Source organism: Pseudomonas sp. YJ42, assembly GCF_047225135.1.
GTDB lineage: Bacteria > Pseudomonadota > Gammaproteobacteria > Pseudomonadales > Pseudomonadaceae > Stutzerimonas > Stutzerimonas stutzeri_E.
Window position 1 is genome coordinate 974,126 of sequence record NZ_CP178378.1, and the last position, 24,548, is coordinate 998,673.

General features: G+C 60.4%; 22 protein-coding genes. 19 read left to right on the forward strand and 3 right to left on the reverse strand.

Translation table 11 applies throughout. The features are described from left to right. The first annotated feature begins 18 nt into the window (after positions 1-18). From ACL0K2_RS04210 to ACL0K2_RS04255, 10 genes are all read left to right on the forward strand, one after another. Positions 19-1,215, forward strand: a complete 1,197-nt coding sequence (locus tag ACL0K2_RS04210) for an MFS transporter (protein ID WP_413043861.1) — start codon at positions 19-21, stop codon at positions 1,213-1,215. 23 nt (positions 1,216-1,238) lie between these two features. Next, positions 1,239-2,180, forward strand: a complete 942-nt coding sequence (locus ACL0K2_RS04215) for a LysR family transcriptional regulator (RefSeq protein ID WP_413043862.1) — start codon at positions 1,239-1,241, stop codon at positions 2,178-2,180. Positions 2,181-2,254: 74 nt separating this feature from the next. Then, positions 2,255-2,719 (forward strand): antitoxin Xre/MbcA/ParS toxin-binding domain-containing protein, encoded by a 465-nt coding sequence (locus ACL0K2_RS04220; RefSeq protein ID WP_413043863.1) that lies wholly within the window; start codon positions 2,255-2,257, stop codon positions 2,717-2,719. Beyond that, positions 2,719-3,186, forward strand: coding sequence for an RES family NAD+ phosphorylase (locus ACL0K2_RS04225; RefSeq protein WP_413043864.1), 468 nt, complete (start codon positions 2,719-2,721; stop codon positions 3,184-3,186). The genes ACL0K2_RS04220 and ACL0K2_RS04225 overlap by 1 nt, the downstream gene beginning before the upstream one ends. Before the next feature lie 104 nt (positions 3,187-3,290). Further along, positions 3,291-3,410 carry a DUF4256 domain-containing protein gene (locus ACL0K2_RS04230; protein WP_413044436.1) on the forward strand — a complete coding sequence of 40 codons (120 nt, stop codon included), beginning with the start codon at positions 3,291-3,293 and terminating at the stop codon, positions 3,408-3,410. Positions 3,411-3,913: 503 nt separating this feature from the next. Further along, positions 3,914-4,765: a phosphonate ABC transporter ATP-binding protein gene (gene phnC, locus ACL0K2_RS04235; protein WP_413044437.1), complete on the forward strand. Its 852-nt coding sequence runs from the start codon at positions 3,914-3,916 to the stop codon at positions 4,763-4,765. Continuing rightward, complete coding sequence (gene phnD, locus ACL0K2_RS04240) at positions 4,762-5,622, forward strand: phosphate/phosphite/phosphonate ABC transporter substrate-binding protein (protein WP_413043865.1); 861 nt, start codon at positions 4,762-4,764, stop codon at positions 5,620-5,622. Before phnC ends, phnD begins: the two co-directional genes overlap by 4 nt. Positions 5,623-5,631: 9 nt before the next feature. Then, entirely contained in the window at positions 5,632-6,459 is an 828-nt protein-coding gene (phnE, locus tag ACL0K2_RS04245) for a phosphonate ABC transporter, permease protein PhnE (RefSeq protein ID WP_413043866.1), read from the forward strand. A 9-nt stretch (positions 6,460-6,468) separates the two neighbouring features. Continuing rightward, complete coding sequence (locus ACL0K2_RS04250) at positions 6,469-7,479, forward strand: phosphonate dehydrogenase (RefSeq protein WP_413043867.1); 1,011 nt, start codon at positions 6,469-6,471, stop codon at positions 7,477-7,479. Next, the gene (locus tag ACL0K2_RS04255) at positions 7,473-8,378 is read left to right on the forward strand and encodes a LysR family transcriptional regulator (RefSeq protein WP_413043868.1); all 906 of its coding nucleotides are present in this window, start codon (positions 7,473-7,475) and stop codon (positions 8,376-8,378) included. The genes ACL0K2_RS04250 and ACL0K2_RS04255 overlap by 7 nt, the downstream gene beginning before the upstream one ends. 614 nt (positions 8,379-8,992) lie before the next feature. Here the strand turns inward: ACL0K2_RS04255 and ACL0K2_RS04260 are convergent. Beyond that, positions 8,993-9,220, reverse strand: a complete 228-nt coding sequence (locus ACL0K2_RS04260; RefSeq protein WP_413043869.1) for a hypothetical protein — start codon at positions 9,218-9,220, stop codon at positions 8,993-8,995. 291 nt (positions 9,221-9,511) lie between these two features. On the opposite strand from ACL0K2_RS04260, the gene ACL0K2_RS04265 reads away from it, so the two are divergent. Together ACL0K2_RS04265 and ACL0K2_RS04270 are read left to right on the forward strand one after the other, a co-directional pair. After that, positions 9,512-11,668, forward strand: coding sequence for a TonB-dependent receptor (locus tag ACL0K2_RS04265; RefSeq protein ID WP_413043870.1), 2,157 nt, complete (start codon positions 9,512-9,514; stop codon positions 11,666-11,668). Then, positions 11,668-13,176 (forward strand): PepSY domain-containing protein, encoded by a 1,509-nt coding sequence (locus ACL0K2_RS04270; protein ID WP_413044438.1) that lies wholly within the window; start codon positions 11,668-11,670, stop codon positions 13,174-13,176. The genes ACL0K2_RS04265 and ACL0K2_RS04270 overlap by 1 nt, the downstream gene beginning before the upstream one ends. 241 nt (positions 13,177-13,417) lie before the next feature. Here the strand turns inward: ACL0K2_RS04270 and ACL0K2_RS04275 are convergent, their stop codons facing one another. Together ACL0K2_RS04275 and ACL0K2_RS04280 are read right to left on the reverse strand one after the other, a co-directional pair. Beyond that, on the reverse strand, positions 13,418-15,307 hold the full coding sequence (locus ACL0K2_RS04275) for a hypothetical protein (RefSeq protein WP_413043871.1): 1,890 nt from the start codon (positions 15,305-15,307) through the stop codon (positions 13,418-13,420). 125 nt (positions 15,308-15,432) lie between these two features. After that, a complete protein-coding gene (locus ACL0K2_RS04280) occupies positions 15,433-16,722 on the reverse strand; it encodes a hypothetical protein (RefSeq protein ID WP_413043872.1) in 1,290 nt (429 codons plus the stop codon). A gap of 582 nt (positions 16,723-17,304) precedes the next feature. On the opposite strand from ACL0K2_RS04280, the gene ACL0K2_RS04285 reads away from it, so the two are divergent. The 7 genes from ACL0K2_RS04285 to trbJ are packed head-to-tail and all read left to right on the forward strand — an operon-like array spanning position 17,305 to position 24,533. Beyond that, positions 17,305-19,314 (forward strand): conjugal transfer protein TraG, encoded by a 2,010-nt coding sequence (locus tag ACL0K2_RS04285; RefSeq protein ID WP_413043873.1) that lies wholly within the window; start codon positions 17,305-17,307, stop codon positions 19,312-19,314. Continuing rightward, the gene (locus ACL0K2_RS04290) at positions 19,311-19,763 is read left to right on the forward strand and encodes a CopG family transcriptional regulator (protein ID WP_413043874.1); all 453 of its coding nucleotides are present in this window, start codon (positions 19,311-19,313) and stop codon (positions 19,761-19,763) included. The genes ACL0K2_RS04285 and ACL0K2_RS04290 overlap by 4 nt, the downstream gene beginning before the upstream one ends. Further along, complete coding sequence (gene trbB / locus ACL0K2_RS04295) at positions 19,760-20,761, forward strand: P-type conjugative transfer ATPase TrbB (protein WP_413043875.1); 1,002 nt, start codon at positions 19,760-19,762, stop codon at positions 20,759-20,761. Before ACL0K2_RS04290 ends, trbB begins: the two co-directional genes overlap by 4 nt. Beyond that, positions 20,758-21,096 (forward strand): TrbC/VirB2 family protein, encoded by a 339-nt coding sequence (locus ACL0K2_RS04300; protein ID WP_413043876.1) that lies wholly within the window; start codon positions 20,758-20,760, stop codon positions 21,094-21,096. The genes trbB and ACL0K2_RS04300 overlap by 4 nt, the downstream gene beginning before the upstream one ends. Continuing rightward, positions 21,093-21,365 carry a VirB3 family type IV secretion system protein gene (locus ACL0K2_RS04305; RefSeq protein WP_413043877.1) on the forward strand — a complete coding sequence of 91 codons (273 nt, stop codon included), beginning with the start codon at positions 21,093-21,095 and terminating at the stop codon, positions 21,363-21,365. Before ACL0K2_RS04300 ends, ACL0K2_RS04305 begins: the two co-directional genes overlap by 4 nt. A gap of 10 nt (positions 21,366-21,375) precedes the next feature. Then, a complete protein-coding gene (gene trbE, locus ACL0K2_RS04310; protein ID WP_413043878.1) occupies positions 21,376-23,802 on the forward strand; it encodes a conjugal transfer protein TrbE in 2,427 nt (808 codons plus the stop codon). Continuing rightward, on the forward strand, positions 23,799-24,533 hold the full coding sequence (gene trbJ / locus ACL0K2_RS04315) for a P-type conjugative transfer protein TrbJ (RefSeq protein WP_413043879.1): 735 nt from the start codon (positions 23,799-23,801) through the stop codon (positions 24,531-24,533). Before trbE ends, trbJ begins: the two co-directional genes overlap by 4 nt. The last annotated feature ends 15 nt before the right edge of the window (positions 24,534-24,548 follow it).

Consider the following 24,548-nt stretch of genomic DNA (forward strand, 5'->3'; position numbering starts at 1 on the left):
ATTTGGAATGAACAGCTCATGCGCAACACCACACAGCTTCCCATCTACCTGATCGCGCTCGGTGCATTCTCACTTGGGATGGCTTCCTACGTGACAGCCGGCCTGATACCCATGATCGAATCGTCATTCTCGGTCTCGGTGGCGGTCGCCGCGCAGCTGGTCACGGCTTTTACCCTGGCCTACGGCCTCGGTTCCCCAATCTTCGTCGCGCTGACGCCGCCCGATCGGCAGCGCACCGGATTGCTCGTTGCCCTGGCGCTGTTTGTCGCCGCCAATGCGGCAAGTGCCCTGGCAACCGACTTCAACGCTTTGATGATCTGGCGCGCCGTCGCGGGCATCGGCGCGGGCGTCTATCTGGCCATGGGCATCGGCGCCTCGGCCGCACTGTCTTCGTCCGAGCGGCGCGGCAAGTCGATCGCGATCATTATGGGGGGCATGGCCAGCGGCGTGGTGCTGGGCGTCCCGCTGAGCCTGATGATTGCCGATCAGGCGGGCTGGCAGGCCGCTCTCTGGCTGGTCACGCTGCTGGGTCTGCTGGCTCTGGCTGGGCTGGCCGTCTTGCTACCGGCGCTCCCCGCGGCACCGGCCAGCTCTCTTCGCCAGAAACTGGCCATCCTCGCTGATGGGCACGTGGTCACCATCCTCCTCGTATCGCTCCTGGCAGCAATTGCGAGCCTTGGAATGTACACCTTCATCGCGCCCCTGTTGGCCGACCCAAACTACGGCGCGGTCCGCTCAGTGACACCGTACCTGTGGATCTGGGGCATCGGCGGCGTGCTGGGCAGTTTTTTCATCGGTCCCGTGGTGGACCGCTTACGGGGGCCCGTGCTCGTGCTCTCCATCATGCTGATCCTCTCGGCCTCGCTATTTGTGCTGCCGTTGGCCGCCGCGCTGGGTGCCTGGCTGGTCATGCTGCCGATTGCGCTATGGGGCGCTGTTGGCTGGGCACTGCAGGTGCCGCAAAACAACGAGCTGATCCTGGCCAGGCAGACACAGGGCGACGGTAATCTCGCCATCGCCCTCAACGAATCGGCGCTCTATCTGGGAAGTGCCATTGGCGCGGCAGCGGGTGGATTCCTGCTGCTCCTGCAGTTGCCAACCTGGACGCTCGCCGCCAGCGCAGGCGCGGTCGCGCTAATTGGCGCCCTGCTTCAGATCGCCAATCTGCGGCGCCAGCCAGCCTGGTCAGGCCTTACCGATCCCGAATCCCATTAACGACCGACACGGGAGAAAGAAACGTGGAGCTTCGTCATCTTCGCTGTTTTGTCGTTGTTGCCGAGGAGCTGCATTTCGCGCGCGCCGCGGCGCGCCTGCATATCGAGCAGTCGCCCCTGTCGCGAATCATCAAGGACCTGGAATACAGGCTGGGCGTACAGCTTTTCGAGCGCACGACGCGGCGTACCCGGCTCACCTGGGCCGGCACCGTGCTGCTTGACGAGGCACGCCGCATATTTGCGGTCGTTGACCAGGCGAAGGCCAGCGTCAAGGGTGCGGCAGCCGGCTTCCGTGGACACCTGCGCGTCGCGCTTTCGGATGGCGTTCCCCAGGCCCGACTGGCCACCCTGCTCGCGCAATCTCGAGAGCAGGATCCCGAGGTAGAAATCTGTCTGCACGAGGTATCGTCTTCGGCGCAAGTCAAGGGACTGCAGGACGACCTGTACGATGTAGGCATGACCCAGAATACGGATCGAATCGAGGGCCTCGTTGCGGTCCCCGTCTGGCAGGACCGGCTCGTCGTCGCCCTACCCGCCCGGCATCAGTTGCTGGCATATCGCGAGATACCCCTGGACGAAATCGCGCGCCATCCATTGGTGCTATGCGAGCCGCAGGTGTGCGAAGGCTTCTGGCAACAGCTGCAACCGGTTCTAGAGCCGGTCGAACCCAGACTGAGCATTGCCGAGCGCGTGCCCACGCTCGACCTGATGATGGCGCTGGTAGCGGCCGGATACGGTCTCGGATTCTCAAGCCAGGCACGGATTGCCGAGCTCAAGAATCCGGAGGTGGTAACGCGCCCCCTGGAGGGTGCCACAATGCTCACCACCTTTCTGGTTCGGCGCGATGTCGAGCCATCCGAGCAACTCGGTCGATTCATTAACCGCGTCATACACGCCGATCCGGAGCTTGCGCCCCCTGCGGTTGCCGGCGTGGCGGACGTCCAAGTCCTGAACGTCCAGTCCTAGACATGTCAGCAGCAAGCCACCCAAAACAATGCTATCATTTGACGTATTCAAATACGTCATTTGAGGGTTACTGCATGAGCGCCATAGCGAAGCAGCCGGTCAAACGATCGTCCACCGCTTCAGAAAAGCTGAGCTTCTGGAGCATGGCGCATGAGCTGACGGCAGCCACCGAACAGGAACGACTCATCAAGATCCGCATGGGTTTCGAACCCAACTGGCTGGTGGCGACCAAATCAGCGTTCGGCCTGACCGTGCCCATGATCGCAGTCATCGCGAACGTGTCGGCTTCGACGGTAGAGCGCAGACTCAGAAGCCACGAGGCGTTGGACCCGATTGCATCGGAGCGGATTGACCGCCTGGCTCAGGTAGCGGTGCTGGCCGAGGACGTTTTTGAGGACAAGGACACAGCCAGCATATGGATGGTAACGCCGAACGATTCGCTCGGCGGGGAAACGCCTCTTTCGCTGTGCGAGACGGAACTCGGCGCACGCCAGGTGCGTCGGGTGCTGCATGCAATCGAATGGGGTGGCGCGGTCTGATGCGAGCCTGGCGTATATCCAAGGCCAAACGCGCCGCTGATCTCTCGGGTGTTGGCGCGGCACTTGAAGGAGGCCGCTGGAATGATGCCGAAGTTGCGGCCGTCTATCTGGGCCTGTCGCCTGCGATATGCTGTCTCGAAACATTCGTGCACCAGACCCAGCGCCCGGTGATTCCCATGAAAATCACCGAACTGGAACTGCCCGATGATCCTGGTCTCTACCTTGAGCCCGACGTGCACAGTTTGCCGAAGGGTTGGGCATCCTTGCCGCCCGATCGACCAAGCATGTCCTTTGGCACAGCCTGGCTAAAGAGCTGCTCTCATCTGGGACTGATCGTGCCTTCCGCAGTGATGACTCTCGAACGGAATATCGTCCTCAACCCAATGCACCCGGCGATGGCCCGCGTGAAGATCAGCCAAATCCTGGACTTCACCTATGACGAACGGCTGTTCGTTCTGCGAATTTGATTCGTCTGCCGCTATGGTGCGTCTGCCTTGCCAATTGCTGCGGGAGCTAACAAGGGAAAGTCCGCTCTTCGGGCACGGCCGCCCTGCAGGGACGCAAGTCCAACATCCGCTCGCTTGGCGGCGCGCTGTTCTGCGATCGCCGCTACGGGGCGGTGTCCACGTACCGCAACAACGCACAATCGCACTACGCAGCAATAGGTTTTCGCGGACTGTTGCGGATCTGATCGTCGTGCTGCCATTCGCCGGACAAGCTGCTGCGCCCAATCAGGCAGGCATTGCCGATCAACAACGCTCCCACGTACAGCGATAGTCCGGACACGAGTGCGAGGCAAGGTGACGATCCCGGCGGGCGCAGGTGCGCAGAGTTTGCCGTGGATCTTTCTTACCCATCGGAAACCCTTCGCGTGGGCTCCGGCAAGTTAATTATCCGCACACAGAATTCGGACGCCCGAGATGCCAAAGGCGACTTCAGCAGGCCGTCTTACACCCTGCTTCGTCACCGATATTGATAGCCTGAGGCTGCCCTAGGCGTCCGTTCCGCCGTAGGCGACAAATCAATGGCTTGCAGAAATGCAGGCCTTTTTCGTTTCTGTCTATTGGCGCCAGTCTGACTGGCTGCAACTTCCCCAAACTGTCACCTGAGGGTCACGCTGCCGTCATCAAACAACCTTAGCGTTTGATACTGATTCGCAATACAGCGTGTCACATCATTGCTAAAGGTAATCCAATGGCACCGAAACAAGTGACGAATCCTATTCTTAAGGTAAAGGATCTGAGCGTCACCTATCCGGGGGGTGTTGTGGCATTGCGCTCAACCTCTGTGGATTTGATCCAGGGCGAGTTCACAGTGCTGCTGGGCTTGTCCGGTGCGGGCAAGTCGACCTTGCTGCGAACACTTAATCATCTCGTACAGCCGTCCAGTGGACAGGTGATATCCGGTGAGTTTGGTCCGCTTGATACGCGGACCAACCTGCGAAAGCATCGCAGCAAGACCGCAATGGTTTTTCAGCATCACCAACTGATTCTGCGCCACACCGCGCTGGCTAATGTGCTGACGGGACGGCTGGCGTATCACAGCACTTGGCGCAGCCTGTTCCCGCTGCCCCGTCGTGATCTTGATCTGGCTCTGCATTGCCTCGACCGCGTAGGTTTGGCGGACAAGGCGTTGATGCGGGTCGATCAGCTCTCTGGTGGCCAGCAGCAACGGGTAGGCATTGCCCGTGCGCTGGCTCAGGAACCCAGCATGATTCTTGCCGATGAGCCCGTCGCCAGCCTGGACCCTGCCACCTCGGAAAAGGTGCTGTCGCTACTCAAACGCATCTGCGAAGAAGACGGCATCACAACGGTGGTGTCCCTGCATCAGCTGGAGTATGCCCAGCGGTTCGCCGATCGCATCATCGGGCTGGCCAACTCACATATCGTTTTTGATGGCGCACCGCGCGAGCTGAATGACGGCCAACTTGCTCGTATCTATGCCACCGCTGGATCGGCCACTCCGCTAGCTCTGCCCCCCGGCATTACACGCCTGAACCCCAACTCCGCTAACCAGCCTGTCCTAAGAATGGAGATCGCTCAATGAAATTGCTTAACCGTATAGCGCTGGCCGCAAGCCTCTTGATCGCAGGTATTGGTTCGACCCTGGCTGCCGATGACAACCCGGATACACTCAAGGTGGCTCTGTTGCCTGATGAGAACGCCTCGGAGCTGATTAAACGCAACCAGCCGCTGAAGGAATATCTTGAGAGCACGCTGGACAAGAAGATTCAGCTGATCGTCACCACAGACTATTCCTCAATGATCGAGGCAATGCGTTTCGGGCGAATTGATCTGGCCTATTTTGGTCCGCTGTCCTACGTCCTGGCCAAGTCCAAAAGTGAGATTGAGCCCTTTGCAGCAATGGTTGTCGACGGCAAGCCCACCTACCGCTCCGTGCTGATTGCCAATATCGAATCAGGCGTGAATTCCTATGCGGACCTGAAAGGCCGCAACATGGCATACGGTGATCGCGCTTCCACTTCCAGCCACCTGATTCCCAAAACGGTGCTGATGGAGGCCGGGCTGAAAGCCGGAGACGATTATCAGCAACACTTCCTGGGCGGCCATGATGCGGTGGCAGTAAACGTAGCCAACGGCAATGCGGATGCCGGGGGCCTATCGGAAGTGATCTTCAAGCAAGTGTCCGAGAAAGGTCTCATCGATGCCTCCAAGATCAAGGTGCTTGGTTACAGCAAAGAATATCCGCAATACCCCTGGGCAATGCGCTCCGACCTCAACGCCGATCTCAAGTCCGACATCAGGGATGCCTTCATCAACCTGAATGAACCAACCGTTCTGAAGAACTTTAAGGCCGAGGCTTTTGCACCAATAGAGGATGCTGACTACGACATCATCCGGAACATGGGCGGCCTGCTTGGGCTTGACTTCGCCACCATGTAAGGAGTGGTCATGAGTATTTATTCGAGCGCTGCCTTGAAAGATGTGGATGGTCACAACCAGGCACTGGCTGATTACGGTCGGGGCTGGAAACGCACGCTGGTTCAAGCCGCCGCGGCTCTTGGCGTGGTCCTGATTGCCATCTGGTATGTGAACTTATTGGACTTCGATACCTTGATGCAGGGCGTGCCGGCCATCATGACTTTGGCCGGGGAGTCTTTCCCGCCTGATTTCAGCAATGGCGCAAGTTGGCTTTCACCCCTGATCGATACGTTGGCGATGAGTATCGCCGGAACCGCGATCGCCGTCGCCCTGTCGTTGCCGGTCGCATTTCTGGCGGCCCGCAATACCTCGCCGCACCCGTTGGTATTTCAGTTGACGAGGATCGTGCTGAACGGCCTGCGATCAGTCCCCGAACTGATCATGGGCATCATCTTTGTCGCAGCGGTTGGCTTTGGCGCATTGCCTGGCGTCCTGGCGCTAGGGATGCATTCAATAGGCATGGTCGGAAAATTCTTTGCCGAAGCCATAGAGCATGTGGATGAAGCGCCAGTGGAAGCTGCGCGGGCTGCCGGCGCCACGCGATTGCAAGTGTTGATCCATGCCGTGCTGCCGCAGGTTTTGCCACAGTTTGCCGACGTTTCGATATACCGCTGGGAGTACAACTTCCGCGCTTCCACGGTGATGGGCATGGTCGGCGCGGGGGGTATCGGTTTTGAGCTCATGGGCTCATTGCGAATCATGCAATACCAAGAAGTTCTGGCGATCCTGCTTGTCATCCTGCTGATGGTAACCCTGGTAGACGCGCTCAGCGGTGTTCTGCGCAAATCATTCAAGTAAGAGCGAAACATGAAACCACGCGTAGTAATAACCCACAAAGTGCATGAAGAAACACTTCAACTGCTCGCCCCGCATTGCGAGCTGATTACCAACCAGACTGATAAGACGCTGCCGCGGGAAGAAATACTACGCCGAGCCGGCAGTGCGCAGGCGATCATGGCTTTCATGCCTGATCGAGTTGATGCTCACTTGCTCGATGCTTGTCCGCAACTCAAGGTGGTCGGCGCGGCGCTGAAAGGGTTCGATAATTTCGATGCGCAGGCCTGTACGCAGCGGGATGTCTGGCTGACCTTTGTACCGGATCTACTTACCACGCCGACGGCCGAACTGACCGTTGGGCTGACGATCGGATTGGCGAGACAGGTCAGAGCCGCCGATGAATATGTCAGGTCGGGCAACTTTCAAGGATGGACGCCGCAGTTCTACGGGCTGGGTATCGAAGGATCATCGGTAGGTATCGTTGGTATGGGCGCGATCGGCAAAGCGCTGGCACAACGACTCAAAGGCTGGGGCGCGCAGGTCCGCTACAGCGAAATGCAGCCCTTGGACACTGAGGAAGAGGCAGCGCTGGGGGTTGAGTTCTGCTCACTTGAAGCACTGCTGGAAACATCCGATGTAGTGATCTTGGCATTGGCTCTCAACTCTCACACCCTGCATACAATCAATGCCAATCGTCTCGCCCTGATGAAGACTGGCGCCTTCCTCATCAATCCCTGCAGGGGGTCGGTGGTGGATGAGCAGGCGGTACTTGATGCGCTGGTTTGTGGGCAACTGGGTGGTTATGCGGCAGATGTGTTCGAGATGGAGGATTGGGCCAGGGATGATCGGCCTCGGCAGATCCACCCTGCGCTGTTGGCGCACCCCAACACTCTGTTCAGTGCACACATAGGCTCGGCGGTGCGCCGGGTACGTCTGGCAATTGAGCGCAGGGCGGCAGAAAACATATTGCAGGCGCTGCAGGGCAGCGTGCCACAGGACGCCGCCAATCGACTTGCCGAGGCGGAGGAGTCCGCATGCTGAATCTGGTCTGGCTCCAGACCCTGGTCGCCTTACTTCAGCACCGGAGTTTCCAGGCGACCGCAGACCGGTTGGGTATTGCCCAGCCAACAGTGACACAGCATATCCGGAAGCTGGAAGAGCAACTCCAGGTGGGCCTGATCGTACGTGGACGCACCTGCTCCCAGCCGACACCAGAGGCACTGATGCTGCTGCCCTTTGCCAAAAGCATGCTCAAACTAAATGACCGCGCCATGCGCGCCATCAAGGGACGCAATCTGCGCGTAGGGGCAAGTTCAAATATCGGCATCTACATGCTGCCGCCGTATGTGCGATCTTTTATTACAGCAGAGCAGAGCCCTGAACTGGACTTGGTCATCGACAGCAACCCCGCCATTGCGGAAAAGCTGGAAAACGCTGAACTGGATGTAGCGGTCATGGAATGGTGGAAGCCCCTAGATGGTTTCCAGGCGCGTAGCTGGAAAAGGGAGCCGCTGGTGCTGATAGTGGCGCCCACTCATCCCTTCGCGCAGCTGGCCCAGGTCAACCCAGAACACCTGGCAGGAATGGAGCTGATTGGCGGAGAGTCCGGTACGGGAACGGGGCGATTGCTTGACCGTTACTTTCCTGATGGAAGTGCCACGCCCGGAGTATCCATGCAACTGGGCAGTACGGAAGCTGTCAAGCAGGCGGTCAAGGCTGGACTAGGAGTGTCGTTGGTGCTGGCGTCAGCCGTAACAGAGGAAGTCCGGGCAGGCAGTCTGTGTGCCATTCCGTTCAGCGGGGCAGGCCTGAATAAGGAGTTGATGATCATCTGGCGCGTAAATCCGGCAAGACCGGAACAACCGCCTGGTTTTGTCAACCACCTACTTGGCGCGGGGGTACGCTCTTACGCTCTTGCATCAGCATCACATCCTCCATAACTTGCCGACTCCAGCGGCGGGGTCGCAGCCTGCTTCTGAAGTTAGCCTTCCCTCGGGCATCAATTCTTTCGATAGCCCGTAGCCTTGGGGCTGGAACGCGAGATTCCAGCATCAAACGGGGAACGGTTTTTTTACACAGCCTGGGCCGAAAGCAGTCCGTATCGGGGAAAGAGATGCAACGCCCTGCTCTCGCAGTTCCCTTGCATCTCATCACGGGCGCAGCTCAACTGATCGTTTATTAGTGTCCGTCTCTATCAGGCTCGTGCAGCGCTCCAAAGCTGCACGGGCCTATTAGAAACCTTCTGATACGCGGTTTCTAACGTTCGCTTTAGCAAATTTCCGCCGTTCGCGTCCGGCAGCTTTCTGCAAGAAGCGGACAGCAGCCCAATAAATAAATCTGCGCCTTTTGCCTTCGTAGCGACCTCGTCCACGCAGCAGCGATCAATTTCCCATGAAATGCCGTCATCACCATGTCGTTGTTCCAAGCCCGCGGCACTCTGACGCGTGGGTGCGACATGGCCAATGTAGACGGCTGCGCTCGTGATGCTTATGGTTGCGAAGCCGGGTACAGAATCGAGCCTGGCATGTCATGGCTTTTATACACTGCTTTCACCCTAACCGAGCTGCACCTGATGAAACTGGCCCGCCATCAACGTCCGCTGATCATCTGGGGTCTTTATCTCAGTGTTTTCATCGCCGGGCTGGCTTGTGCGTTTTGTCACGGCCAAATGGCAGGCCACCAGCTTGCCGGGCCCGGTGTCGATCATCATGCCGCATCGCACTTGGACGGTCATGGGGGCAGCCATGGGCACGATCACATCCAAAACGTTCAGACGAGCCACGACAGCTCGTCGATGAACTCGGTTACCGCGGCGGGTTGCGCCGTGGCGAGCCTGTTTGGCGCGGTCATGATTGCCGCCCTGTTTGGTCTAGTCGGCCGGTTGCCGACAAACCCCGCCCGGCCATCGTCTACGTCTGTTATACCGACATCGCCTCGCTTTCATTGGCCTCCAGCCAACCCTCGCGCCTCCCCACAGCTGCTTCCTGCTAACTAAGTTCGCCCTCACGACTCCGGGTTTTTCATGCCCGGGGGGCGGGCTTGTCGGTTAAAAAAATCAATTCAGGAAGCTCTCATGTTTCGAGCAACAACGTTCGTGCTGCTTGTTGGCAGCGCTCCGCTTGCTTGGGCGCAAAGCGACGCCCTTACGCTACCCGCAGATACCGTAACAGCTGACGCCGCTGAGCCCGACGAGGCCACCGGTATTAACCTGGACAGGACTATCGAAAGCGGCTCCCGCCTGAATCTGAGTGCCCGCGAAAACCCAGCATCGGTTAGCGTGGCTGACCGAGCCACCATGGAACGCATCGGGGTACGCAATTTTCAGGATGCCGCCAACGCCCTGCCTGGCGTAAATGCCTCGGCTCCGCCCGGTTGGGGCGGTTATGTGGCCTACCGTGGTTTCAATGGCGCGCAGATCGGCCAGTTGTTCAACGGAATCAACCTGCAATACGGCGGTTCGGCCCGTCCCGTTGGGGCTTGGATATATGATCGTGTCGAGTTGCTGGGTGGACCCTCCTCCTTTCTCAATGGCAGTGGTGCGGTCGGCGGCAGCCTGAACTTCATTACCAAGCTGGCCAGCCGCGACGAAGACAGTTTCGAAGGGCGGGTGAGCTATGCGCGCTACGACACCTGGGAAACCGCCATCGGTCTCAACCAGGCCCTCCACGAGGGCGACGGGCCGCGCCACTACGCGCGCCTGGACTACAGCCGCACCCACACCAACGGCTACATCGATCGCCAGGAGAACGGTGCCGGCAACCTGGCCTTTTCCCTACTTAGCGACATCAATGACCAGCTCTCTCATACGCTGGCCATCGAGTACCTGGAGGAAAAGGAAGACAGCCCGTACTGGGGCTCGCCGGTGCTGCAGCCCTTGAGCGGCACGCTGCATGCCGACAAGCACAACCGCTTCAACAACTACAACGTCGAGGATGGCCGCTACGAGCAACGCACCCGCTGGCTGCGCTCGATCACGGACTACCGTTTCGATGACGCCACCCAGTTGCGCAACACTTTCTATCACTACAAAGGCAATCGCGATTACCGCAACCTCGAACGCTATCGTTACAACGCCGACAATTCCGAGGTGACGCGCTCTGCCGCCTACCGGCAACGGCATGATCAGGAGTTGAACGGCAATCGTATCGAACTGACCCATGCCAACACGCTGTTCGGCCTGGCCAGCGATTGGGCCCTCGGCGTGGAATACAGCAGCAACCAGCAGACCAACTATCCGCTGTCGATATCGGCGGATTTCGATACGGTCGATCCGAATGGCTTCGATCCAGGACAATTTCTCGACATCCCCGGCATGGACGCTCCGCGTACTAAGGGCCGTAGCACATGGATCGACACCAGCTCGGCATTCGCCGAAAACCGTACCCGGCTGACGGATCGGCTCGCCCTCATCACCGCGCTGCGCTACGACCATATCGACTTCGAGGTGGTCGACCACGCAGCCAGCGCCCAACTGGATCGGCGTTGGGACGCCTTCACCGGTCGCCTCGGGCTAGTCTACGACCTGACCGATAGCATCAGTGTATATACCCAATACAGCACGTCGGCCGAGCCACCAGGCGGCACCCTGACCAGTGCGAGTATCGGCCAGGTTGGCGATTTAGACCTGAGCACCGGTCGGCAGGTCGAGGTCGGTACCAAGTTCGCCTTCCTCGAGGGGCGTGGATCGGCCACCGCAGCGGCCTACCGTATCGTGCGCAAGAACGTCTCGGTGCCGTCTTCGACCGTTCCTAATACCACCGAGCAGGCTGGCCAGCAGACCTCCACAGGCATCGAACTGGCGGCGTCGTTCCAGATCACGCCGCAGTTGCTGGCTGCCGGCAATGTCGCCTGGGTACGCGCCGAATACGATGAATTCAACGAAACCGTCGATGGCGTGGTGGTTTCACGCAAGGGCAGGCAACCGGTGAACATTCCGGATCGTGTTGCCAACCTATGGCTGACCTACGACCTGGCGCCGGATTGGCAAGTCGGGGCTGATGCGCGCTACGTCTCCTCGGTCTACGCCAATACCGCGAACAACATGTGGGTGCCGTCCTACACGCTCTATGGGATGTTCCTCAAACATGACCTGAACGCCCATACCGAGTTGAGCGCGCGCCTGCGCAACGTCACCGACGAGACTTACGCTCGGTTCATCCATCAAAGCAACACCCAGTACTACCTCGGCGAGCCGCGCAGTCTCGAAGTGGCTGCGCAGTGGCGCTACTGATGGGCTTCAAGCGTCAGCTTTACCTCTGGCATCGCTGGCTGGGCATCGCCCTGTGCCTGCTGATGGCGCTGTGGTTCGTATCTGGAGTGGTGATGCTTTTCGTCGGTTATCCCAAGCTGACGCCGAGCGAGCGCCTCGGGCATCTGCCTGTTCTGCCTGCCGCCTGCTGCGCCGAACTGCCGGCGCAGTGGGCGCAGTCACCATTGCAGCGGTTGCGCCTGACCAGCCTGGGCGGACAACCGTTCTACCTGCTTGACCTGGTCGACGGGCGTCGTGTAACGCTCGATGCCCGTGGCGGCGAACCGCTTGAGCGCGCCAACGAGACCCAGGCGCTGGCAGGCGCCCGGCAGTACGAGGCCGATGTGCCATTGATCTACCGCGGCCAGTTTGACGAGGACGTCTGGACGCATTCGCGCGGACTCGATACGGAGCGTCCGCTGCATCTCGTCGAGCTGCGCGATGCCAACAAGACTTGGCTCTATCTCTCAGGCAGAACCGGCGAAGTGGTACGTGATGCCAGTCTGCAAGAGCGTTACTGGAACTGGCTGGGCGCCTGGCTGCACTGGCTATACCCGCTGCGAGACGGCTTCGGTTTCGAGAATGGCTGGCGCACCCTGGTGATCGGTTTGTCTCTGCTTGGCACGGCCATGGCCGTGCTGGGCATGGTGGTCGGCGTGCTGCGCTGGCGTTTTCGCAAAGCCTACCGTAACGGCTCGCGCAGCCCTTATTCCGGTGGCTGGCTGCGCTGGCACCACATCGTCGGGTTGGTGTTCGGGACAGCGCTGGTGGCATGGATTTTTAGCGGTTTGATGTCCATGCGTCCGTGGAGCGTGACCGACGGGCGGTCGCGCCTTGATGCTACGACCATGCAGGGTGGCACCCTAAGGGCCGCGGATGTGTCAATTCCTGTCACGCGGGCGCTGCAATTGCTTAGTGGTGAGCTGAACGTCGTGGAAATGGAATGGCGCCGCATGAATGGCATCAACTTTCTCGCGGCGCGCGACTCATCTGGCGATAGCCGCATCCTGCTGGGCGAGACACTCATTCGACAGTTTTCGCCTGAGCAGCTGCTCGCTGCGGCTCGCACTATGGCACCTGCCATCCCGGTAGAAGAAGACTGGCTCGAGCGCTTCGATTCCTATTACTTCGCCCGCGATGCGCAGAGCATGTACGGCGCCGAGCGCCGGCCGCTGCCAGTGCTGCGGGTGCGTTTCGACGACCCTGAGCAGACTTGGATTTACCTTGATCCCGCCAGCGGTGAGATGGTCGCGCGCCATGATCAGCGGCAACGAGTCGGCCGCTGGCTGTTCAACCTGCTGCACAGCTGGGATTGGCAGCCGCTGCTGGAGCGACCGCGCCTGCGAGAGGTCCTGATTACCGCTTTCAGCCTCGCCGGGCTGATCATCTGCCTTAGTGGCACAGTGTTGGGCTGGCGACGCTTGCAGCGTCATCCCAGACGGCGACGCGCTGCGTCGCCACAAGGGATGCAAGACAAATCCGTGAGCTAAGTTACTTATATAGCAATAGTCATGCAGGAAGCGTAAGGCATTCTGTCTCCCGAAGAGGTATTCGTGCTCGGCTCAGGTGGTCTCGAATGGCCGCTTCTGGCCGCTCTTTGCCAGTCGCCTCCTTGGTGTGAGTTGAGCAACTCGAATGCAACCAACTGGTAAGCACCAATGCAACTAGGTAATGAGGCTCGAATAAAATAAGTTCTCCCTGCTAATCCAAAATGTGTCGCAATGTAGCGGGTCAGCTTGATCGGTTCTGCCAGCCGTCCGGCCCTTGGCGCTCACGCTCGACTACAACTTTGATCATGATGAAGGGCGCGCGGTCTAGACCGCCTTGCGCACGTTCGACAATCTCAGTGCCCCAATCTCCTGTCCACAGGCCTATCACGTCTTCAAGGAGCCAGGTGCCAATACTCTTACCGAGCGTCGCGGCATGGGAGGGCAACATCTGCGCGCTGAGTTGGCCGCGACCGATGAGCTCTTGCACTAGGCGCGCAGGAATGATCGGAATTCTGACCCCATCGTGCTCCGGCCCGAGGAGCAAAAGGAAGCTTGCCAAAGTCTGTTCAGACAAGTCAGCAAGTTGTTTCGCGTCGATCGGATAACGCCCTGCGCCTTGTCGGGACTTGGTTCGATGCAGGCGCTTGGCCTGGAGCAGCGAACCTCGGCGAGCAAAGCAGTTGCCAGCTTCGTGGGCTTCGAATAGCAAACATACATCTGCAGAGAACCTGGCGGCCCCAATTCCAGGCCCGCCCTCTTCGTGCTTGCCAACGACGCGATATTGTAGGCTCAGGCTGAGCCGCTCATTGGCATGGCTCTCTATCGCGAGATCTGCCAGGCGATCACTAATCGAATCGCACGCGGTGCTGAGGCGGTCGAGGAGAAGTATTAGATGACTTTCCTCACCCATATCCAGCCGCTTGCTAATAGCGGTGCCGACTTGACCAGCCACATGATCCAAAGTCTGCTCAATCAACTCCTCAATGCGGGGATCCGCTATCCAGGTACGGGCAGGCTTGCTGGGCGGCGGCTCGGGCGTTTGGATACGAGTTCTGGCGCGTTTTGATAGCAGTAACTCCATGGTGTCCGGCTCAGCTACCATAATGTCGCGAACCGTTGCCGCGCGCAGGCGCACCAAGGCATCGGCATGGGTCAGAAAGATAGCTAGATCCGACTGTATATCACTTTCATCCTCATACAGCTCCAGGACTGCGAACAATGCCGCTCGGTCCTCATGAGCGCTGGTAAACCAAAGTATTGCCTCGGCAGTCAGTTGGCGAAGCACCGCATCATTGCCGATGGTTGCCTTCAAGGTGCGGCGCCAAGTGGCCTTGGTTTCTGCTGAGAGCGCGGCGAGATCAAAGGGCGCTTTCCGATTACCGGGGATGCCGAATTGGGCAAGCAACCTGGCTACTTCTCGTACCGCCTCGTCGATAGGGGTGAGCTCGGTCTCACTGCTCGCCTCCGGGGGGTCCTGGCGCCAGATTAGATACTGCAGTTGGCCCCAGCATCCCTCTCCCGCCCACTCGGCCATCAGTTGTGCTAGTTGATCCCAGTCATTGAAGGCTCGGTGGCTCAGCTTGATGGCCGTGAAGGCTGCTCTAGCTGCTGATTCACTTCCATGAAGTGCACGCAGCCGGCTTATGGCGGACTCAGGCTCCGAGTTACCGCCTTGCAGTATAGATATCAGCGCTGATCGGATAGCGGGATCAGTCCGTAGGCGCTCCCAGCGTTTGACGTGCGTCCAGAACTCATCATGCTCTGAAGAGAAAAATTTACGGTCTGTAAAGAGCTTGAGCGCCAGCGCGCTCGCTTCTCCTTCGACTAATTGCCAATTGTCCTGCGCCCAACTGTATAAATGCATGCTGATAGCTTGGCGGGAATCATAATCAGCTATACCAGCTACGGCCGTTTCCAACTTGAAGTAGGCGCTGGCCTCAAGCCAAGAGTAATCCGGCGCCTCGCTGATTGCACGGGCGGCCGCTTGCGAGTTGATTGGGAAGTTCTTCCAACTGCGCTTGCATCGCTCGTGTTCTAGTAACGCGGCAACAGCGTCCAACGCCGTTGAATAGGCCTCGGGCGGTTCGGCAGGCTCGATCTGGGGCAATTGAATCCCATCCCACCACTCCACTATCCAGCACTCCTTGGTTGTAGATTTGAATTGCTCACTCGCCCTGCGCCACGCTTTAGCTTTCCCGCCCTAGGAGCATCAATCTTTGTTGTGGCTCAATGATTCTGGACACCCCCGAGAGGGCGTTAAGCTTCGTCTCCGCATCCCGACGACTTGTGGTTGATCAGCGAGAAGACCGCAGCCTGCCAATCCTTGTTGTTCTGCTTGTAGTAGTCCAGTAGCAACTGTAGGTGCGAGTTGAAGACCTTGTGGAAGGTAATCTCGCGGTGCGGCTCAGTTGGGGGGCGGTGCAGCCAGAATCCGCATGGGAAGCTGAAGCGGAAATCCCACGCATGCTGGGGGTCTGAGAGACTTAAGCCATCCAGCTTGTACGCCCGGCTGAATCGCAAGGTGTTGACGATGCCCGAATGGAGGAAGCCTGTCAGACAGATCACCACGGCATCGATGTTGGTCATCAGTGATAGATTGGGGACGACTGAATTGGGTAGGTGGGAGCTGCCACCCGCAATCTTGGAAGCCCTAATTAGGCCATAGGGCCCGTGCAGACTTTCCATGACATCAGCGTATTCATCCGGATCGTTGCAGCAAAGCAACACGACGTTCATGTCATCGTCGCGGCGTAGTAACTGGCCATTCGCATCCCTGAGAAAGCGCCCGATAGCAGGGGTAAGGGTGGCGGTCATTTCGACACCGGAGTCGTACAGCGACTGCTTGACAAGCTCTGGCAAGAAGTATTTCGCGCCTCCTTCGTCGCTTGCATCAAAGGGTTTGGAAAACGCTTTCACTTCGACGTTGAAGCAAATGCCCTCAGCTTGGAACGTGAAGTCGAAGTTTTTGTCCGGGCCGGTGCTTGAGCTGCCCGGGTTCGGAACATGGTTTTTGAAACCCTCTGGATAGGTTGCCCTGAAATACTCCGCAGCCCCCAGTTCCGAAATCTGCGACAGGAAATTCTCAATGTCACCCGCTCGAAGCAGTCCGGCTAGACCATCAGCTATTTTCTGAGATGTCTTGTTTGGGAGTTTTTGGTACTCAATGGCGGCGGCCAGGAGAGCGCAGTACTGATCGAGGATCTCACCTTGAACGACGTCGGAACGCTTCAGCAGCGCGAGACGAATGACCCAGGCGGCGGCGTCACGACTTCCCGGCGTAGGGTCGCAGGCTGGATCGTAGGGAATGAAGCGCTCCTTGGTGAGTTGCCACACCAGATTGGGGACAAGTTGCCTATCTCTCTTAAGGTTGGCTGCCGCGTTGCGGAGGAGGTCGCTGAAGCGCTGGGGCGCGATATCGGGATAATGCGCGGCACACCATTGGAGCGCTTCTGTCATGGTAAATGACTGGATTCCTGATGTTTCCCAGTCACTCAACATTTCTTTGAGGTGACTTTCAGTTGGCACGACTGCAGGTTTGCTGTCCATGGCGCCTTCTCCTTGCGTAATACCGCATTTTGCCCGCAGGGGGACAACGGCTCAACCAATGGGCACGAGCTTTCCTGGAGAGCGGAAAGATGCAACGCCAAACTTAAGTGGCTTGAAGTCGGGCTGGAGTCAAGGTTGTCATATGCCAGCATTTGGGGAGACGCTAAATTTCCTGATGCAGGCAAAGAGATGTCTGGCGAGCTGAGGCATGAGTTACGCACACTGGATGTTGGAAGCTAACGGCATTCGAGTCTCCGCTTGTAGGCATCATCGCCCTGGCCATTAGCGCCTACCGGAGTGACCGCTCCTGGCCGATAGTGGACATTGACCTCCAGTCTGGTCGCATATTGCCCTTTCATGGACGAAAACCAATCGCTCGTCGGCCCTACGCCGGCATTAGGTAACTATCGAAGTTGTTGGAAGGAACGCCGCTGCTCCGGCGCCGGAATAAGCCGGACCTGGCCCAAGCGCGCCTCACAACACCTCTGTTCACAGCCGGCATAAACACCGCCAAAACGGTCTTTGATGTCTTTTCGCTGATTACCGACTCTCCTTCCCGCGGCACATTGGCGTGCCGCACCGATGAGGGTTGGTGCCGCCGTGAAACAGGCAACGAACGTGCTGTACGGACAGGTGACGGTGGTGGTGACCGTCGCTTTTGCAGGTGTCTGGAGCGCCACCCAGTGGGCGGCCCGTGCGCTCGTTTATCAGCCACGCTTGGGTGCTGCCTGGTTCGAACTGTCCGGCACCCCGATCTATCATCCCTGGCGCCTGTTCGAATGGTGGTTCGCCTATGGTGCCTACGCACCGGAGATCTTCGATAGCGCCGGTCTGATCGCCGCGTCCGGCGGCGTGTTGGCCGTGTTGGCCGCGATCGGCATGGCGCTTTGGCGTGCCCGCCAGTCCCGACACGTCACGACTCATGGCTCGGCCCGCTGGGCGGACGCTCGGGAGGTGCGCAAGGCCGGCCTCACCTCAGTTGGCGGTGTTTTCCTCGGACAATTCGAGAAGCGCTATTTGCGTCATTCAGGCCCCGAGCACGTCCTGGCGTTCGCCCCGACACGCTCCGGCAAAGGCGTCGGAATGGTGGTACCTACCCTCCTCTCCTGGCCGGCCTCGGCGGTCATTCATGACATCAAGGGGGAGAACTGGAGCCTGACCGCCGGCTGGCGATCAAAATTCTCGCACTGCCTGCTATTCAACCCGACCGATCCCGCCTCGGCGGCGTACAACCCGCTGCTTGAGGTTCGCCGAGGCGTTCACGAGGTTCGGGACGTGCAGAATATCGCCGACATCCTGGTCGACCCCGAGGGTGCGCTTGAGCGGCGCAATCACTGGGAGAAGACCAGCCATGCACTGCTGGTCGGCGCCATCTTGCACGTGCTCTACGCCGAAACCGACAAGACGCTCGGCGGCGTCGCGAACTTTCTGTCCGACCCGAGCTGCACCTTCGAACTGACGCTTCACCGGATGATGGCCACTCTACACCTCGGAGAAGCGCCTCACCCCGTGGTGGCCTCGGCGGCGCGAGAGGTCCTGAACAAGAGCGAGAACGAGCGCTCGGGTGTGCTCTCCACCGCCATGTCCTTCCTGGGGTTGTACCGCGACCCGACTGTTGCACGGGTAACATCGCGCTGCGACTGGCGCATTGCCGATCTCATCTCTGCGCCCTATCCGGTATCGCTGTATCTGGTCGTTCCGCCTTCGGACATCAGCCGCACCAAGCCGCTGATCCGCCTTATGTTGAACCAGGTTGGCCGGCGCCTGACAGAGTCGCTGGATGGTGGGGACGGCATCGAGCGTAGGCACAAGCTGTTGCTGATGCTCGATGAATTTCCTGCCCTGGGGCGGCTGGATTTCTTCGAATCGGCCCTCGCCTTCATGGCCGGCTACGGTCTTCGTGCCTTCCTCATTTCGCAGTCGCTCAACCAGATCGACAAGGCCTATGGTCAGAACCACTCGATCCTGGACAACTGCCATGTGCGCGTCACCTTCGCAACGAACGATGAACGCACAGCCAAACGCATCTCCGAAACGCTGGGCACGGCCACAGAGTTGCGCGCCCAGCGCAACTATGCGGGCCACCGGCTCGCGCCCTGGCTTGGCCATTTGATGGTGTCCCGCCAGGAAACGGCCCGCGCGTTGCTGACGCCCGGCGAAGTTATGCAGCTTCCAGCTGACCAGGCCATCGTGATGCTCTCAGGTCACCCGCCGGTCCGTGCCGACAAGCTTCGCTACTACGAGGACGCCAATTTCACGCGGCGACTGCTACCCGCCCCGGTACTCGTTCTGGGGCACTACCACGATGCTCCGCCGCCGCGCCCCGATGACTGGAGCGAGCTCCGGGCACCCGTCGCCTGGACCGGCCCATCGCCGGAGGACCGGACTGAACAGGTAGCGGGCGGTATCAGTCCTGCGCACCAGCCGGAGTGGCAAACCCCGCCAGAGCTGCCTCTCTCCCATCCCGCGTCCAGCGACCTTGGTCTGCTGGATGAGGAGGAAGACGTGCGGCTGCCTGTTTCGCAGGCCCAGCGTCGCCACGAGACCGCCCGCCAGGCCTCGCTTGACCCCGACGACGGTATCGCCCTATGAGCCGCACACGCCTGAATCTGTTCATCGAACCCGAGCACGCCAAGCGGCTGAACGAGCTGGCCATCAAGAAAGGGCTCTCCAAATCTTCGATCGTGGCGGCGGCCCTAGCCGCCTGGCTGTCCCCGGTCTCGGGAGAACAGCGGGACACGGCCATGGCCAAACGACTGGACAGGCTGTCGCGACAATTCGAGCAGCTGGAGCGGGACCAGAACATCCTGATCGAAACCGTCGCGCTGTACGTGCGCTATTACCTGACGGTCAGCACGCCCGTTCCCGAAGCCCACCAGGACGCCGCCAGGGCTCAGGGTCGGCTTCGCTTCTCGCAGTTCATCGAGCAGCTGGGGCGCCGAGTGCAAAAGGGCCGCCGCCTGTTTGACGAGGTACGGATGGACGGGTCCGTCGAGACCTCGCCGTCCGCCCCGGGTACCGGACGGGAGGAGGCACGATGACGACTTTGTCCCCTATCGGCTGCGTCGTGCTCGACCGTCGCGTGCGCATGTTGCGTACGGCCATGGGCCCGTTGATCGCCGATGCACTGGACGACCCCGACGTACTGGAGATCATGCTCAACCCTGACGGGCGACTGTGGATCGACAGGCTTTCACGCGGGCGGGTGCTTCTTGGAGCAATGGAAGGTCCCGACGGCGAGCGCATCATTCGGCTGGTGGCCGCGCACGTCGGCGGCGAAGTGCATCGGGCACGCCCACTGTTGAGCGCTGAACTCCCCGAGACAGGCGAACGCTTCGAAGGGGTGCTGCCGCCGGTCTCGACGGCACCGGCCTTTGCGCTGCGAAAGCGCGCCAGGCACGTGATGGACCTTGAGCGGTACGAGCACGACGGCATTCTTTCGCGGGCGCAGGCCCGGGCTCTGCAAAGCGCGGTGCATGACCGATTGAACATCCTCGTTGCCGGTGGCACCAGCAGCGGCAAGACGACCCTGGCCAATGCGCTGCTTGCCGAAATTGCCACGACCGGAGACCGGGTAATCGTGCTTGAGGACACGGTCGAACTGCAGTGCGCTGCCAGCGACCAGGTCGCCCTGCGCACCCAGGCCGGCACCGTCACGTTGGCCGAACTCGTGCGCAGCACCCTGCGCCTGCGCCCCGACCGCATTGTCGTCGGTGAAGTCCGTGGCGCAGAGGCGCTGGACCTGATCAAGGCCTGGGGCACCGGGCACCCAGGCGGTATCGCCACCATCCACGCCGGGTCCTGCCTGGGCGCACTGCTGCGCCTGGAGCAGTTGGTCCTCGAAGTTGCGCGGGTCGCGCCGCACCCACTAATTGCCGAGGCAGTGAACCTCATTGTGTTTCTGGCCGGGCGGGGACGCGCGCGACGCGTGCGGGAGATGGTCCGGGTCCTCGGACACGACCATCAGGGCTACCGGCTGGAGCCAGTCGGCTGCCCAGCCACCTTAGCGTCCCTCGATACCCCAAGAGCCAAGCCATGACCCGACACCCTTTCACCGCTTCGTTTCGAATCTCCTCGCTACGAGTTGCGACGCGCGTCCTGCTGTGGTCCTTCGCGATGCCCGTATTCGCCGCCGGATCGGGCATGCCCTGGGAGGGTCCACTGCAGTCAATCCTCGACTCGGTGCAGGGACCGGTCGCGAAGATCGTTGCGGTAATTATCATTATCAGCACAGGTCTCGCGCTCGCCTTTGGCGATACCAGCGGCGGTTTTCGCAGGCTCATCCAGATCGTGTTCGGCCTGTCGATTGCCTTTGCCGCCTCCTCTTTCTTCCTCAGTTTTTTCAGCTTCGCAGGCGGAGCGGTGATCGCATGAGCCAGTCGGAGCAGCATCTGCCGGGCTTCGAACTGCCCCTGCACGGCTCGCTCAGCGAACCCATCCTGCTGGGTGGCGCACCGCGCAGCGTGGCCATCCTCAACGGGACCGTCGCCGCCGTGGTCGGACTGGGCCTGCAGTTGTGGTTGCCCGGTCTAGCGCTATGGCTGGTCGGGCATGCGCTGGCCGTACGGGGTGCGCGCTTGGATCCACAGTTCATGCAGGTCTTCGCTCGCCACATTAAGTACCCGCCCCTCTTGGACGCATAGAGAGCCACCGATGCTGAACCTGCGCGAATACCGCGATCGGCCCGCACGACTGGCCGACTGGCTCCCCTGGGCAGGCCTGGTTGCACCTGGCGTCGTGCTCAACAAGGATGGCGCGTTCCAACGCACACTGTGCTACCGCGGCCCCGATCTGGAAAGCGCCACTGAGGCCGAGCTGATCGCCACTACAGCGCGCATCAACAACGCGCTGCGCCGCCTCGGTTCGGGCTGGATGCTACACATTGAGGCCGATCGCCAGGTGGCGGTGCAATATCCGATGAGCCCATTTCCCGACCCCTTGTCCTGGCTCGTTGATGAAGAACGCCGCGCCACTTTCGCATCGACCGATAGCCATTTCGAGAGCTGCCATCACCTGACTCTGGTCTACCTGCCCAGGGAAGAAGCGCATGCCCGAGCGGCCGGGTTGCTGTACGCCGACAAACCCATACAAGGCGTGGACTGGCATCAGCAGCTCTCGTACTTCATCGCCGAAACCGATCGTTTCCAGGACCTGCTTGCAGGCGCGATGCCCGAAGCCGACTGGCTCGATGATTGCCAGACCCTGAGCTACCTGCACGGTACGGTTTCGACCGAACGCCAGTCGGTAACGGTTCCGGAGGTCCCCTTTTACCTGGACGCGCTGCTGGCCGACCGGGCCCTAACGACCGGGCTGTCGCCCATGCTCGGCGACCTGCAGCTACGGGTCATATCAGTTCGCGGCTTTCCGACATCCACCTGGCCAGGGGTGCTTGATGAGCTTAACCGGCTGGACATCGCCTATCGCTGGTCGACCCGCTTCATTTGCATGAACAAAGACGAGGCGCTCGCCGAACTTGCCCGCCTGAGACGCCAGTGGTTTGCCAAGCGCAAGGGCGTGATGGCGCTGCTGCGCGAGACGATCTTCCAGCAGGAAAGCCCACTGGTCGACAGCGATGCCGCCAACAAGTCGGTTGACGCCGACGCGGCGCTCCAGGAACTGGGCGCCGACCATGCCGCCTTTGGCTACATGACTGCCACCGTCGTGGTGCTCGACGAAAATGCGCAGCGAGCGGACGAGAAGCGGCGTCTGGTGGAGCAAGCCATCCAGGCACGCGGCCTGGTCACGATCGCCGAGCAGCTGAACGCCGTCGAGGCGTGGCTATCCTCCGTCCCGGGCAATGCCTACGCCAACGTGCGGCAGCCGATCATCTCGACCCTCAATCTCGCGCACCTGATGCCGGTCTCCGCGGTCTGGGCCGGGCCCGTTCGCAACGCCCATCTCAACGGCCCTCCTCTGATGGTTACCCGCACCGGAGGCGCTACGCCCTTCCGACTGGTCACCCATGTCGGAGATGTGGGTCATGTGCTGATCGCCGGACCGACCGGCATGGGCAAATCCGTGCTACTGGCGACCCTCGCCATGCAGTTTCGCCGCTACGCCGGCTCCCGGCTGCTGATATTCGACATGGGGCGCTCGCTGCGCGCTACGACCCTTGGGCTATGTGGCGAACACTACGACCTGGGTCGGGACGGCGACATCGCCTTCCAACCATTGGCGCATGTCGATCAAGAAGAGCATCGCGCCTGGGCGAACGAGTGGATCCAGGCACGCCTGCTGCATGAGGGTGTCGACCTGGGGCCCGAGCAGCGAACCGCGATTTGGACGGCGCTGCAGAGCCTGGCCGGAGCGCCGGTCGCGCAGCGCACCATGACGGGTTTTCAGGTGCTGTTACAGGACGAACACCTGCGCGAGGCGCTGCAGCCCTACGTGCTCGACGGCGCCCATGGGCGGCTTCTCGATGCCGATCAGGAGCGCGTGGGCGAAGCGGATGTGCAGTGCTTCGAGATGGAGGAACTGATGCACAGCAAGGCCGCCGTCGCCGCTGTGCTCGATTACCTGTTCCACCGCTTCGAGGCGCGCTTCGACGGCTCGCCTACGTTACTGATTCTCGACGAGGCCTGGCTGTTTCTTGACGAGCCGCTGTTCGCGGCACGCATCCGCCAGTGGCTCAAGACCCTGCGCAAGAAGAACGTCTCGGTTATTTTCTCGACCCAGTCGCTCGCTGATATTCAGGCCTCCGGCATCGCCACCGCAGTCATCGAGAGCTGCCCCAGCCGGATCCTGCTGCCAAACCCTCAGGCGCAGGAGCCCCAGGTTCGCGACCTCTACCGGTCGTTCGGCCTCAACGATCGGCAGATCGAAATCATTGCCCAGGCCACACCCAAGCGCGATTACTACTTCCAGTCCCGTCAGGGAAACCGGCTGTTCGAACTCGAGCTAGGGCCCGTCGCGCTGGCATTTGCGGCAGCGGCCGGCCCCGCTGACCAGCGCCGAATCGACCGGTTGCTCAGCGACCACGGCAATGCCGGGTTTGCCGCCGGCTGGCTTCGAAGCGCGGGGCTGGGCTGGGCCGCGGACCTGCTTGCAACCTATCAACCTATCAAGCCGAGCCAGCCATGAGCCGATTCCGCCCATGTGTTGCGCCCTCTCTGTTCCTGCTCGGACTGGCCCTGCTCGGCCGCGCCGAGGCGATGACGGTGATCGACCCGACCAACCTAATTCAGAACACGCTGACGGCGGTGCGCACGCTGGAGATGACCAACAACCAGGTCAACCAATTGCAGAACGAGACACGGATTTTGCTGAACCAGGCGCGCCACCTCGCCTCGCTCGACTTTAACGTTATTGACCGACTGAACCTTTCGATCACCCGGAGCGAACAGTTACTTACCCAGGCCCAGGGGCTGGCCTTTGAAGTGACACGCCTCGATCGGGAGTTCGCGCGTCTGTATCCGAATCAGTACGTCCAGACCATTACCGGGGGGCAACTGGCGCAGCAACGCCTCGAGCGTTGGAGCCAGCACCGCCAAGGTCTGCACACGGCCCTTCGCATGCAGGGCCAGGTGGCACAGAACCTGGACATGGACCAGACGGTGCTCGCCGAACTGGTCGCCCATAGCCAGTCCGCCGTGGGCTCGCTGCAAGCCAGCCAGGCCACCAACCAGCTTCTGGCGCTGCAGGCCAAGCAGGCCATTCAGGCCCAACAGATGGCGCTCACCCAGAATCGGGCAGTGGCCCTCGACCATGCGCGGCAGGTGGCCGACGAGCAGGAAGCGCGGGAACAGCGTCGACGCTTCATGCGCAGCGGCACGCCCTATACACCACGTCCTGTCAGGCTGTTTGGGCCATGAAACGCCTGAGGCTCA

Bases quoted from the DNA above. Each gene is read 5' to 3' on its own strand.
- ACL0K2_RS04210 (WP_413043861.1), top strand. From the start codon at position 19: ATGCGCAACACCACACAGCTTCCCATCTACCTGATCGCGCTCGGTGCA.
- ACL0K2_RS04305 (WP_413043877.1), top strand. From the start codon at position 21,093: ATGAGCCAGTCGGAGCAGCATCTGCCGGGCTTCGAACTGCCCCTGCAC.
- ACL0K2_RS04265 (WP_413043870.1), top strand. From the start codon at position 9,512: ATGTTTCGAGCAACAACGTTCGTGCTGCTTGTTGGCAGCGCTCCGCTT.
- ACL0K2_RS04220 (WP_413043863.1), top strand. From the start codon at position 2,255: ATGAGCGCCATAGCGAAGCAGCCGGTCAAACGATCGTCCACCGCTTCA.
- phnD (WP_413043865.1), top strand. From the start codon at position 4,762: ATGAAATTGCTTAACCGTATAGCGCTGGCCGCAAGCCTCTTGATCGCA.
- ACL0K2_RS04255 (WP_413043868.1), top strand. From the start codon at position 7,473: ATGCTGAATCTGGTCTGGCTCCAGACCCTGGTCGCCTTACTTCAGCAC.
- ACL0K2_RS04280 (WP_413043872.1), bottom strand. From the start codon at position 16,722: ATGGACAGCAAACCTGCAGTCGTGCCAACTGAAAGTCACCTCAAAGAA.
- ACL0K2_RS04225 (WP_413043864.1), top strand. From the start codon at position 2,719: ATGCGAGCCTGGCGTATATCCAAGGCCAAACGCGCCGCTGATCTCTCG.
- phnE (WP_413043866.1), top strand. From the start codon at position 5,632: ATGAGTATTTATTCGAGCGCTGCCTTGAAAGATGTGGATGGTCACAAC.
- phnC (WP_413044437.1), top strand. From the start codon at position 3,914: ATGGCACCGAAACAAGTGACGAATCCTATTCTTAAGGTAAAGGATCTG.
- trbB (WP_413043875.1), top strand. From the start codon at position 19,760: ATGACGACTTTGTCCCCTATCGGCTGCGTCGTGCTCGACCGTCGCGTG.
- ACL0K2_RS04270 (WP_413044438.1), top strand. From the start codon at position 11,668: ATGGGCTTCAAGCGTCAGCTTTACCTCTGGCATCGCTGGCTGGGCATC.
- trbJ (WP_413043879.1), top strand. From the start codon at position 23,799: ATGAGCCGATTCCGCCCATGTGTTGCGCCCTCTCTGTTCCTGCTCGGA.
- ACL0K2_RS04290 (WP_413043874.1), top strand. From the start codon at position 19,311: ATGAGCCGCACACGCCTGAATCTGTTCATCGAACCCGAGCACGCCAAG.
- ACL0K2_RS04300 (WP_413043876.1), top strand. From the start codon at position 20,758: ATGACCCGACACCCTTTCACCGCTTCGTTTCGAATCTCCTCGCTACGA.
- ACL0K2_RS04250 (WP_413043867.1), top strand. From the start codon at position 6,469: ATGAAACCACGCGTAGTAATAACCCACAAAGTGCATGAAGAAACACTT.
- trbE (WP_413043878.1), top strand. From the start codon at position 21,376: ATGCTGAACCTGCGCGAATACCGCGATCGGCCCGCACGACTGGCCGAC.
- ACL0K2_RS04285 (WP_413043873.1), top strand. From the start codon at position 17,305: ATGAGGGTTGGTGCCGCCGTGAAACAGGCAACGAACGTGCTGTACGGA.